The organism is Methanocella sp., from assembly GCF_035506375.1.
GTDB lineage: Archaea > Halobacteriota > Methanocellia > Methanocellales > Methanocellaceae > Methanocella.
This window is the reverse complement of record NZ_DATJPM010000004.1, coordinates 24952-37336: the sequence shown is the minus strand read 5'-3', so window position 1 is coordinate 37336 and position 12385 is coordinate 24952. Positions and strand designations below refer to the sequence as shown.

The following is a 12385-nucleotide window of genomic DNA, read 5'->3' as shown; positions in this document are numbered from 1 at the left end:
ATATATTGTCAGACAATATGCTGTCTAATACCTTTATACTATTTATAGTTTACTATTATATGCATTGCCAGCCCATCGCTTATATGGCAAGAAAGGTAGCCCATCGCCATTGTTTTACCATATAGGTCCATATCGACCGTTGGAATAGCATATTAAAACATTTCAAAACCAGAGCCCGTACAGATCGATTTTTACTATTTCGCCACTTGTTTTGGAGTCGGCCTATAGACTATCGCATCTTCCGGGTTTAGACCGCTCCATTTTACCGTGTATCCGAGCAGCTTGAGCACGGGGTCGGCCGCCGCAACGCCTTTTGAGCGTATGGTCGCGGAAGCCTCCGTATAGGGCATTTTGGCCGGCAAAACCTTTCGTAGGGCATCGAGCATGCCATCGGAAAGCAGTTCGTCTCCAGCAAGCGTATAACCGGGCACGACGTTTTCTTCGACATACCTCCGGACCACGTCGATGCTTGTTCCCAAATTTAGTGCGATATCCTCGAGGTGGGCTACGTCGCCATCGATCGTTATGCCGGACTTTTTAAGCCTGGTAACACCATCAGCGACTTTTTCTTCGTCCCAGGCCTTGAGCCGGTCCAGCACTTCCTTCAGTGGTATCTTCCGGTCAAAGAGGATGACGTTCTCCGTCACGCTTTTAAAGGCGTCGCATGACTGGCGGGTGCTGGCAAGCACGATCAGGTTGATATCTTTTAATTCCCTCAGCTTGGCCACTTTTCTTTTCAGGTATTCGGCCGTCCAGAAGCCGGCGATCTCGACGTACACCTTCGTGCCGTCCTTTTCTAGTAGGAAGTCCGGTATGTACAGGTATCTGCCCGTGATGAGCGGCTCCGGCTCCCGTACGATGCTCCAGCCGGTACCCGCGTTCATAAACGAATTATAGAATTTTTCCTCGGGCTCGCTGTCGAACTCCATATCCTCATATGTCCCTGCCGCAGTCCCGAAGAGGTGTCCGTGCGCATGCTCCGTCAAGTTGAACTGGTATAGCCGGGGATTGCCGTTGAAGTCCTTGCGCACGATGGAAGCGTCAATGCTCCAGCCGGGCGCGGCGACAATGAAAGGTAATAGCTTTGCCAGCGAGGTGCCATAGCGTTCGGTAGACTTAATAGCGGATAGGGGCCCGTCTATCGATATATCAAGGCGCCCATTATCGTAGCCGGCCGTGTACATGAGGCCGAGGCGCTTCACCGACCGCAGGACTTCCTTATGCTTTGACGAGGCCTTGAACCGCATTTCCGTTGCCTTAAAGAGCATGGTCTGGGCCAGCGACAGGTTGTATTCCTCTAAAAGTGCCGCAGGCTTTGGAGGGGAAAAGCCGCCGATTATAAGCTCTGATTCGAGGTCGGCGAACATCGATGATTCCACGGCTTCCGGGGAGATACTGAGGTTCGTGGCAGCCTTTGTTATTGCTATTAATCGGGATTCCGGCGTTATGGCTGGAGATCCTGATACGGAAAATACCTCGCGCCTGACGGCTTCGGGGGATGCGGCGCTTTCCACGGTCAGCGTACACCGGCGCTCGAGAAGTGCCACGAGTCCCCGGACGAGCCGATAATCGAAGCCCTGGTCTTCCATTTCTTCCAGTATATAATTCAGCTCGCCCAGCTTTTTTCCCGTATGGTCCAGGAAAGCCTGGATAATGTCTTCAGCGAGCGCCAGGCTGTCGTCGTCCTCCTCGACGAACGCCGGCATGATGCGGTCGCCACGGACCCGTGTCTTGAGCAGGTCGGCGCTCAGCATCAGCGCTCCACCGCCTTATGCCGCCGGTACGACGTATCGACCTCGCTGGTGCTGCCCGAGACGATCTCGTAGAGGATGGCCTTCTTATCGCCCTTCTTCCGTAAAATACGGCCCAGCCGCTGGACGAACTCGCGCTTGCTGCCGCTGCCGCTCAGGATGATGCCCACATTGGCGTCCGGGACGTCCACGCCCTCGTCCAGTACTTTGGACGTGACCAGCGCTTTATAATTACCCGCCCGGAACTCGGACAGGTTACGGCTGCGCTCGCCCTTGTCGGTCGTATACGTGATGAATGGAATGAGGAATTGCTTTGAGATGCGGTAGACGAGGTCATTATGCTCTGTGAAAATGATGATCTTGTCTTCCGGGCTCGAATGCTTTTGTAGCACGTCGGCAAGCGCTTCCATCTTGGAAGAAGAGTTCAACGCCGTGGCCCGCGCCCGGTGTCTCGCTAAGATCGCTTCTCTCGCTCCTTTATCGCGACCGCTCCGCATGACCAGACGCTCGAAGTCCCGGGGCGTGCGGAGGATAATGTTATTGTCCCTTAAATAATTCTTATAGATCTCCATGTCCCGCAGGTATTGCTCTTCCTCGCCCGCCGTCAGCTTCACATAGATGCGCTTCAGGTCGAACGGGGCGAGGTGGATGCCTTCCATGCTCTCCACGTTACGCTCGAAGACCTTGCCTCCGACCAGCCTGGGCAGCTCTAAGTGGCGGCCATCCTCACGCTCGTATGTCGCTGTCAGGCCCAGACGCGCCGGGCAGGCGAACATCTCGGCGATGCTCAGGTATCCCGGAGACGGCAGGTGATGGACTTCATCGAAAACCACTAAGCGGAACCTGTTGCCCAGCCCGGGGGCCCGGATATAGGCCGTATCGTAGGTCGCCACTGTCACCGGTCCCAGCCGGTGCTCTTCGCCGCTGTAGACTCCCGTGTCGATGCCGAACTCCTCGTCAAGCCTCTCCTTCCACTGGGCCAGAAGATCGAGTGTCGGGACGATGACGATGGCCGGGCTTACCATCGAGATGGCCTTCATGGCGACGTGTGTCTTGCCAGAGCCCGTGGGTAACACCACGACTCCCCAGCTGCCGGCCCGGTCCCAGGCTTGCACGGCTCTTTCCTGGTAGTCACGCAACACCGTCTTCATCGTTAGCCCCGGCGTCGGCACGAGGTCGAGAACGTCGTCCCTGTATGAAAAGTCCGATGACTCCACATACGCCTTTATATCCCTGTATAGGTAGGCCGGGGCCCGGTACGCGCCCGCCCGGGAGTCCCAGGCGGAGCCCGGCACGCGGACATTGCCGTATACGAGAATAGTGCCCCTGTCGTAGGTGAGGTGGATCATCGATATCAGAATGCAGAGTTTATAAATAATCATTCCGGTCGAAGAATAAATTTGGCTTATACATGCGGGCTTTCCCGAAAATATTACGAAAAAACCCTTTTTATAAAATTCAAACTCGACAACTATATTAAGCGAAAGCGGAATTATCACTATTGGAGAATGGACATGCAAAAGATTTACCGTATTCTCATCGTGGTTATTATAACACTAACACTGGTGGTCGTCGCGCTGGACTATTTCGGGTTCCACGGCTCCATTCTTCTGGGCCAGGTCGGGAATGGCGTGATAGTCTCCGTCTTCGACACGATCATAAACCTGTTCTTCGGCTCGAACAGTTTCACTAATCTGGCCTTCGCCGCCGTCATAGCCATCGGCCTGCTCGTCGGCGTCATGGCAATAATGTATAAATTCATTAAAGGCTAATGGCTATTATCATGTTCGGCTTCGAGGATTCTGATCCGGTCGTAGTCATCGGCAAGGCGCTCGGCGTATCCGTCATCATATCCATCCTCATGATGCTCACGAGCCTGGGGTTCATCTATTTATTCTCCGGGATGAGTCTCCCGCTCTCCCTGGCTATCATCCTCGTCGTCTTCGCGATATCCTTTATCGCGGCGGCGGTCCTGCTGGATAAGGCGAGCAACGACCTGCTGGCCGCCTTCATGGGCGGGGCCGCGGTCGCGCTGGGCATAACGGTCTTCGTAATCGCCCTTGTCTCTGGCGCGTCTTTTATCGTCGATAAGATGAGCCTGCCCGGCCTGGACACGCTTCTCACCGGATTCGCCATCTGCCTCATCGCCAGCCTTATCATAAATCGGCTGACTTTGAAGATATGAATCTTTTAGGGAAAATATATGCTTAGTTAAATACATCATTTTTTTCCTCACAAAGCTACGGATAGTAGTTCCGTGTTTGTTTAGTGGTCCTTTGCCCTGTTTTCCACTTTCGTACTGCCCGTCGGTTTTTCAACACGAAAACACGAATTCTTTTCTAGTCCCACGTAAGGGGCACTAAAATCACTAAGGTCCATGCCTGGCGCTTAAAACACGAAACAACCTCTCCAATGGCACTAAAACACTAAAGGATTGAACCACGAGGACGGCATGAACTTAATGCTTTATTTTATATGCTTTTTCTAGTGTTTCAAGTTAATTTAGTGAGGTCCGTGCTTTTGAGAGGTTGTTTGGTGTTTTGACGTGAAAGCATCCACTTTAGTGCGGTTCGTGCCCCTTACGTGGGATTAAAAAAATAATTCGTGTTTTCGTGTTGAAAAACCGGACAAATCAGCGAACGACACAAACAAAGGACGAACGATTACAAAACAAACACGGAACTACTGGCCATTGTGGTGAAAATAGTGTCCGCCACGCCCTTTATGACTTAAGAAGATGTGAACAAATTCTATACGGAAAAAATTTAAACTATATTCTACTTTTCCCAAAAGTATGCGCTTACATACCGACCGGTCCAGCAAGTATAAATATTTGTTGAAACGTATATAATTTTAGGGTTTGGATGGAGTAGTTGATCGAGAAAAACTCATCGACATACGCTGATTTGTCAGCGAAGGCTTTCTATGGATAAGCCTGCAGTAACGCTCCATTTTTCAGCCCTTTAAGGGCCGAGTCACTGGCCCACCCTCACACAAAATCGTCCGGCACTCATAACACAGGGACGGCTTGAGTACACGTGCGAATGAAAACATGCGCGTAAAACCGTAAAAACGTGAAACGACGGAATGCTAAGGTCGGGCTTTAGGACATCCACCCCAAACGGATGAAAGTGTCGCCCATAAAAGCATGCCGTCCATTTATAAAATTGGGGATGGGAAACACAATGGGAATTGATTCTGTAGTGCAGGAAGCACTAAAATATACTGAAATGGAACGTGAGTACAGGAACGATAAAGGGGAAAATACCGTTGGCAATGATTTTGAGGACTTCGGTTTACCCCAGATCAAGATCGTCGGGTGCGGCGGTGCCGGTAACAATACCATTAACCGCCTTTATAATATTGGCGTCAACGGCGCAGAGACTATCGCCGTCAACACCGATAAGCAGCACCTCGACGTCATCAAGGCGGACAAGAAGATCCTGGTGGGCAAGTCCCTGACCAGGGGCCTGGGCGCAGGCGGCTTCCCCGAGATAGGCAAGAGGGCGGCCGAGCTGGCGAGAAGCACATTGCAGGAAGTCTTAAAGGACGCTGACCTGGTCTTCATCACGGCGGGCATGGGAGGCGGAACCGGTACCGGCACAGCACCCATCGTAGCGCAGGTCGCTAAGGAACAGGGCGCGATCGTCGTAGGCATGGTTTCAACGCCGTTCAAGGTAGAACGAGCCAGGATGGTCAAGGCAGAAGAGGGGATCGCTGACCTGCGGTCGGCCGCGGACACGGTCATCGTGCTCGACAACAACCGGCTGCTGGAATATGTCCCGAACCTGCCCCTGGAGCAGTCCTTCTCGGTCATGGACCAGCTGATATCCGAAACTGTCAAGGGCATATCCGAGACGATCACGAGGCCTTCGCTCATTAACCTCGACTTCGCCGACGTCCGTGCCATAATGAACGCGGGCGGCGTCGCCGTCATGCTCGTGGGCGAGACCAAGAGCCAGGATAAGTCCGACAACGTCGTAAGGAACGCGCTGAACCACCCGCTGCTCGACGTCGACTACCGCGGCGCCACCGGCGCTCTGGTGCACATCACCGGCGGCCCGGACCTGACGCTGAGAGAGGCGGAGAACATCGCGGAATCGCTCACGTACGAGCTGGATTCCCACGCCAACGTTATCTGGGGCGCAAGGGTCCAGAAGGACTATGAGGGCAAGGTAAGGGTACTGGCCATCATGACCGGCGTCAACTCGCCGCAGATCATGGGCAAGGGCCAGAAGTCCGCCGCATCCGCCGACTCGGACGAGATGCCGGCGGGCAGGATCCCGATACGAGGAAGCAGCAAAGTATCCAAGTCCATCATCGACGTGATCAAGTGAAGGCAACCCCTTCACTTGTTTAATTTTTAAGTAAACAAATAAATCTAAAAACGATAAAGGGACGCCAAACCTTTTCTTTTTTTCGATTAATATCAGCCGCAGGACGGCTAATTATTTATTGCAGTATCGCTTAACCTACACTGATACGCATGGCCGCAATAACGACTAATGAGTTGACCAAGAGGTACGGTAGCCTGGAGGCGCTGAGTAACCTCAGCGTGACGGTGGAAGAAGGAGAATCATTTTGCCTGCTGGGGCCGAACGGCTCGGGAAAGACGACGACCATCGGCATCCTGACGGGCTCGCTGGCGCCTACTTCGGGCACGGCGGTGGTCATGGGGACCGAGGTCACGGCGGACCCCATCGGTGTTAAACGGAAGATCGGTATCGTGCCCGAGATGGAATACCCTCCTAGCTTTTTAACGGTCAGGGAATACCTCGACCTGGCCTGCAGCCTGCGAAAAGTCCAGGACCCCAAGCCGAAGATCGACCGCTGGATACAGTTCTTCGGGCTCGAGTCCAAGGAGGACGTTCTCTGTAAGGATTTAAGCAAGGGCACCAAGAAGAAGGTCATGCTATCCACCGCGTTCGTCCACGAGCCAAAGCTGCTCTTCCTGGACGAGCCTTTCCTGGACCTGGACCCCATTATCCAGCGCAACACCCGCGAGTACCTGCGCACCTACGTCAAGGAGGGCGGCACCATCTTCCTCTCGACGCACATCCTGGAGATCGCCGAAAAATTATGCGACCGCGTGGGCATCCTGTATAACGGAAAGCTCATCGCCTCGGGCAGGCTGTCCGAGCTGAAGCATTCCCAGGAGAGCCTGGAGGACGTGTTCATGAGGCTGGTGGTGGAGGCCGCATAATGGAGCTACGCCCCGACCTCTTCATTCTGCTCATCAAGGAGGAGTACCGGGCCCAGTCGTCCATGTTCCGGAGCTCGTTCCTGGTATACCCGTTCATGATACTGGCCGTATCGTTCATCATGGGCCTGATGCTGCTGCCGATGAGCACGGCGATGTCAGTCAAGGATATCGTCTACGTGGGTCACATCGGTGTTCTCGTGGCCGGCATGCTCGTGGGCGGCTTCGCCATGATGCAGGACCCGATCCTGGAGCGCCGCATGGGCGGCGTACGCATGCTCCTGGGCACGCCCGGGACCCTGCCCATCAGCTACAAGGAGATATTCTCGTATTTCTACGTCAAGGACCTGGTCTATTACCTGCTCATGAACATTTTGCCGGTGCTCTTCGGGGTCTGGATATCGACGCTCGTCACCGGCCTTCACATTAACCTGCCCCTCGCGGCGGTCACGTTCACCGCGGCGTTCCTCATAGGCGTTTCTCTGATGTTCGCCCTCACGACTGTTATGGTCAGGAGCCGTGCCGCTCTCGCCGTGATCTGCGTCGCCATCATCGCCGCGATCGCCTGGCTCTCTATGCAATACGGCATCCTCGATGCGCTTGGGATGCTAACGCCGCCGGCGGGCTCATACCTGAACGGCAACTGGACGGGCGCGCTCATCGGCTATGCCGTGTTTATCGTCCTTTCCGCGTTCTCCCTGCTGGCGATCCGTGAAAAGCCGGCGCCGGCCGTGGAGAAGCGCTACACGAGCCACTTCCTGGAGACGGAGAAGCGCTTCGCCATTTTCGGGCAATACGGCACCCTGGCCGCCAAGGAATGGATAGACCTGGTGCGGAGCGGCTCATTGAGCTATGTCGTATTCAGCTTCCTTATACCGCTGCTGTTCCTGTGGGGCTTCCTCTGGATCTTCCCCGTGGCGTTGACGTTCATCATGGGTGGCAAGGCCATCAGCTTCGGCTTCAACACGATATTCTACTCGGTGGTCATCGGCTTCTTCGCCTCGGAGCTATACGGCTGGCTGAACCGCATGGATACCATCGAGTGCTACAAGACGCTGCCCATAAAAATGTCGGACGTCATAAAGGCCAAGCTCATCATCTTTATGATATTGAACGTTGTCGTGTCGACCGTTTATCTCGCGCTGATCTGCATCAGCCGCGCCGAATACGGGCTGTTCCCATACGCCTTCTACACCATGATCATGGTCTCGGCCTATGTGGCGGCCGTCATCGCGTACATGACCGGCGTCTATACGAACTCGCTGCTCTTCGACTATAAGGTGCTGCTCACCTACTGGCTTGCCGTCGCGCCTGTGCTCATCGTCCTTATCGTCACGTCATTCACCAATATGCTGCTCTGGCCGGGCATCATCATCGCGACTGCCGCGGGCGTCGCCGCCCTGCTGTTGTTGAGGAGGATCGACATGAAATGGGACAGGGAGGAGTTCCGGGCTTGATCTGGAAAGAGGTCGCCGTGTCCACGAGCGCCAGGGCCCAGATGGTCGACGTGACGGCGCAGGTGGCCTCGGAGCTCGCGGCGAGCGGCATAACATCAGGCGTATGCTACGTCTACGTGCCCCACACGACGGCCGGCGTGACAATCAACGAGAACGCCGACCCCGACGTCGTCACCGACATCCTGGTCGGCCTGGAGCGGCTGGTACCGCTAAAAGGGAATTACCGCCATGCCGAAGGCAACTCAGATGCCCACATCAAGGCTTCGCTCATGGGCTTTACAGTGACCGTGCCGGTCATCGGCGGCAGCCTGGCCCTGGGCACATGGCAGGGCATCTATTTTTGCGAGTTCGACGGCCCTCGCAGGCGTAAAATGCTTATAGGCATTGAAGAAAAGTAAGAACGAGGGAATCCATTAGAACCCCCGGGAAAGGATTTTTATCGCCTCTAGCTGGATTAAATATGGTGGGATTGATATATGTGGCTCCCGGAGGTCTAACGGACACAATAGACTTATCATCGTACCATTATATGGTAAACAAACTTCTGTGTTATATTAAATAAAGATTTCGGTTAATGATTATACATATGTGTTATTAATATCAATACTTTATATATTATGTAAAAAAATAGCATAAGGATAACTCCATGGATAGCCGCAGCTTATCAGAGCAGATAAAAGAGGTCTTAAAGGCCAACCCAAAGGGCATGACAGTGGGCGAGGTCGCCGAGAGCATCGGCATGAACAGCCAGTCTATGGGCCGCCATCTCGACGTGCTGGCCGCGTCGGGGCAGGTTGAAGTCCACACGTTCGGCCGCTCGAAGGTTTTCTACCTGTCGCAGCGGGTGCCGGTCTTTTCCCTGATCAACATCTCCCCGGACATGGTCGTCATGCTAGATAAGGACCTCAAGGTCACGAATGTCAACCAGAAGTTCCTGGACTTTACGGGGACCGACCGGGAAGACACCATGGGCCGGTGTATAACAGACGTCTCATTCCCCATCCGTTTCGAACCCGACATCGTCCCATACGCCCGCCAGGCGCTGGAAGGCATCCATTCCCGTATCGAAGCCCTCTATAAGCGGGGAATCGAGGAGCTATATTTCCAGATTAAGTTCATACCCATCCTGTATGAGAACGGCGATATCGGCGCCAACATTATCTTCGAGGACATTACCATGCGGAAGCGGCTCGAGGAGCAGCGGTCTTTCCTCGCGGCCATCGTCGAGTCCTCCAACGACGCCATCATCGGCAAGAAGCTGGACGGCACCATCACGAGCTGGAACAAGAGTGCCGAGCGGATCTACGGGTATACCGCGGAGGAGATGATCGGCAATAAAGTTTCCGTCATCGTCCCGCCCGAGCGCCGGGGCGAAGTGAACGACATATTTGAAAAAATACTGCGGGGCGAGCGTATCATGCACCATGAGACCGAACGGGTCCGCAAGGACGGAAAGAGGATCACGGTATCATTAACCGTTTCGCCAATTATCGATAGCGACGGCCAGGTGCTGGGCGCCTCCACCATCGCGTACGAGGTCGACCGTATAAAGCCTTACCGGAGTGCGCTGACCGTGATAGGGGTGGCCGCGATATTTTTTGTCTTAGATTTATCATGCCGTAGCATATTGTTTTAATTATGAGCTTGAAAGAGATGATGGAGGAGGTCGAGCGGCAGCGCCGCCGGGGCAACTTCAAGGCCTCGGAGAACCTGCTCCGCCTGGAACAGAAGCGTGCCATGCTCGATGGCGACGACCCCTATTATCACTTTTTCGGGGGCTTGCTTCTCTATTACTTAAACTATACCCGGGACGCGTACCTGAACCTGAATAATGCTATTTTGACGGACAACCACGACTCCTTTTACGTGGACAAATACAAAGGCGTGATCTGCATGGAATCAGGGCGTTATGACCGCGCCCTCGAGCTTTTCAATAAGGCGCTGTCTACTGCCCAAAAATCAGGGAACAATGACTGGATCGCCGCCATGCAGAACGCCATCGGCAGCCTTTACACACGGATGGGTAAATACGACCGTGCCCTTGACGAGTATACGTCCGCGCTCAAGACAGCGAGTGACAACGACAATAGAGAGTGGATCGAGACGAGCCTGTGTAACGTCGGCGTGGCTCGCTGCAATATTGGGGACTACGAGGGCTCGATTGATTATTTTACGGAATCGTACAAGGCCGCCGAGGCGCTGCAGGACGGCCGCGGCCAGCGGGTCTGCTTAAATAATATGGGTGGCGCATACAATAACCTCGGCCGCCATAACGAGGCGCTGCAAAAGTTCGAAGAGGCCCGGCGCCTGGCGGAAAAAATAGACGATAAGTATGGGCTGCGCGTCGTCTATAACAACCTGGGCTTTACTTATCGAACCTTGGGCGATCTAAAGAACGCTATGGAGTGCTACGAGCTTGCCCTGACCATCGCCCGGCAGATCGGCGACGACCAGGGGGCGAACGTGGCCAAGTACTGGATCCTGTCTATCTACGACGAGCTTGAAAAGGCGGCGGCCGCGCATTAAGAAAAATTAATGTTCCGCCAGCACATACTACCTAAAGAGGGGGCCGTCGTCTTGCTGAACAGGCTGAGGGGCATATTGGGCAGTGCCAAAAAGAACGAGGAGCCGCCCGGCAAGCTGCCGGTAGTGCAGTCCTTTTTCAACATGGATACCGAGGCCGCGCCGGCGCCTGTCCATAAGCCTGATCATATCAAGATGGACATCGATCACGCGGGCCACATGCGGGTGATCGCCCGCAGCGACACGGACGTAAAGGCTCTTGAGGCAATAGCCCTGCAGGCTACCCGGGAAAAGAAGACTGTCATATACGGAGACGATGTGGTCTCCGCCTACATATCCGAGTTCCCATGTATGAAGCTCATCACCCTCACGAAGAACGCGGATACGCTTTGCAGCTTCCCGTTCTTCAATACCGGCCGCCCGGTGGACGTGCGCCTCACGGAGATCACCGAATGCCGGAACGGCTACGAAGGGCAGCTGGAAGCCTACGTGAAAGGCTCGGTCATCACTTTTTTCGACGCCTTATACTTTAAGAATAAGAATACATATTTTCCTGGAAAGGATGCCCGGGTGCTTTTAGCGGGCATCGCCTATGTGCTCTCGAACAAGCGGATGGCCGGGGATAAAAAAGCCCATGAAAACGTCGAATCCGACCTGGCGTTCCGCTACGAGAACGGTGACCTGGACGACTACGTGTTCAGGGGTCGCGTGAAGGATGTGCTGGAGTGCCAGGTACCGGGCACGAAAGCCCAGGTGATACGGGTGGATTTCCGTACCGGCGCCGACTCGGTCATCGACCTTTATGTCTGCGCGACAGAAAACGCCATTCGGGAGAAGATCCATAAAGGCGACCACGTGAGCGGCATCATCTGGCTCCAGGGCTTCGTCGTTTGAAAAAGTATATTGCGTAAGCACGTTACTCCGATAGCGTCGATTAAATGAATCGTCTGTTAACTGGCCAAAAAGACGATATCTACCGGGGCCGATAGAAAAAAAGAGGCGGATACAATTGAAATGAGTGAATAACCTTATGATACCTATATTAATTAGATATTTATATTAAAAAATAGATGAGTCGTTTATGCCTGAGGATTATGATTATCAGAGATTAATGACTGCCTGCGCCGGAGCGTTCTTCGGAGTGATATTGGGGACCATTATCGGGGTATTGATAATTATTTCACTGGACCTGCTAAAAGTGAACGCCGGTAACCTGGCCAAGTTAGCGATCATGCTAGCATGTATTCTGGCAGGCGCCGCGTTGCTGACCATTCACGAGGTTAGAAAACACGAAAAACAATTTACGTGAACTTTTTTGAACCGGGCAGCACTCGTGGATTTTCTCAGGATGCATGCCGGCGCCCTAAAGAGTTTATATAAAAAGAAAAGCCTTATAGCTGTTGAATCATATAAGTTAGGCGCGAGTTTAGAGACTGCGTTATAACCGTTTTATC

Annotated in this window: 12 protein-coding genes; 10 read left to right on the top strand and 2 right to left on the bottom strand. The window is 53.8% G+C overall.

Going from position 1 to position 12385, the window contains the following annotated elements; genetic code table 11:
• Positions 1-194: 194 nt before the first annotated feature.
• Together VMC84_RS00645 and VMC84_RS00640 are read right to left on the bottom strand one after the other, a co-directional pair.
• On the bottom strand, positions 195-1754 hold the full coding sequence (locus VMC84_RS00645; RefSeq protein WP_325377118.1) for a DUF790 family protein: 1560 nt from the start codon (positions 1752-1754) through the stop codon (positions 195-197).
• Positions 1754-3100 carry a DEAD/DEAH box helicase gene (locus tag VMC84_RS00640; protein ID WP_325377116.1) on the bottom strand — a complete coding sequence of 449 codons (1347 nt, stop codon included), beginning with the start codon at positions 3098-3100 and terminating at the stop codon, positions 1754-1756. The genes VMC84_RS00645 and VMC84_RS00640 overlap by 1 nt, the downstream gene beginning before the upstream one ends.
• Positions 3101-3265: 165 nt before the next feature.
• On the opposite strand from VMC84_RS00640, the gene VMC84_RS00635 reads away from it, so the two are divergent.
• The 10 genes from VMC84_RS00635 (at position 3266) to VMC84_RS00590 (ending at position 12240) form a co-directional block, all read left to right on the top strand.
• The gene (locus tag VMC84_RS00635; RefSeq protein WP_325377114.1) at positions 3266-3523 is read left to right on the top strand and encodes a hypothetical protein; all 258 of its coding nucleotides are present in this window, start codon (positions 3266-3268) and stop codon (positions 3521-3523) included.
• An 11-nt stretch (positions 3524-3534) separates the two neighbouring features.
• On the top strand, positions 3535-3936 hold the full coding sequence (locus VMC84_RS00630) for a hypothetical protein (protein ID WP_325377112.1): 402 nt from the start codon (positions 3535-3537) through the stop codon (positions 3934-3936).
• 1000 nt (positions 3937-4936) lie between these two features.
• Positions 4937-6088: a cell division protein FtsZ gene (gene ftsZ / locus VMC84_RS00625; protein ID WP_325377110.1), complete on the top strand. Its 1152-nt coding sequence runs from the start codon at positions 4937-4939 to the stop codon at positions 6086-6088.
• Positions 6089-6237: 149 nt separating this feature from the next.
• Complete coding sequence (locus VMC84_RS00620) at positions 6238-6954, top strand: ABC transporter ATP-binding protein (protein ID WP_325377109.1); 717 nt, start codon at positions 6238-6240, stop codon at positions 6952-6954.
• Positions 6954-8408: a hypothetical protein gene (locus tag VMC84_RS00615; protein ID WP_325377107.1), complete on the top strand. Its 1455-nt coding sequence runs from the start codon at positions 6954-6956 to the stop codon at positions 8406-8408. Before VMC84_RS00620 ends, VMC84_RS00615 begins: the two co-directional genes overlap by 1 nt.
• Positions 8381-8806 carry a secondary thiamine-phosphate synthase enzyme YjbQ gene (locus VMC84_RS00610; RefSeq protein WP_325377105.1) on the top strand — a complete coding sequence of 142 codons (426 nt, stop codon included), beginning with the start codon at positions 8381-8383 and terminating at the stop codon, positions 8804-8806. The genes VMC84_RS00615 and VMC84_RS00610 overlap by 28 nt, the downstream gene beginning before the upstream one ends.
• Positions 8807-9054: 248 nt before the next feature.
• Positions 9055-10044, top strand: coding sequence for a PAS domain S-box protein (locus VMC84_RS00605; protein ID WP_325377103.1), 990 nt, complete (start codon positions 9055-9057; stop codon positions 10042-10044).
• A gap of 2 nt (positions 10045-10046) precedes the next feature.
• On the top strand, positions 10047-10934 hold the full coding sequence (locus VMC84_RS00600; RefSeq protein ID WP_325377101.1) for a tetratricopeptide repeat protein: 888 nt from the start codon (positions 10047-10049) through the stop codon (positions 10932-10934).
• A 9-nt stretch (positions 10935-10943) separates the two neighbouring features.
• Positions 10944-11825 (top strand): hypothetical protein, encoded by an 882-nt coding sequence (locus VMC84_RS00595; protein ID WP_325377099.1) that lies wholly within the window; start codon positions 10944-10946, stop codon positions 11823-11825.
• Between the two features lie 187 nt (positions 11826-12012).
• Entirely contained in the window at positions 12013-12240 is a 228-nt protein-coding gene (locus VMC84_RS00590) for a hypothetical protein (RefSeq protein WP_325377097.1), read from the top strand.
• Positions 12241-12385 lie beyond the last annotated feature (145 nt).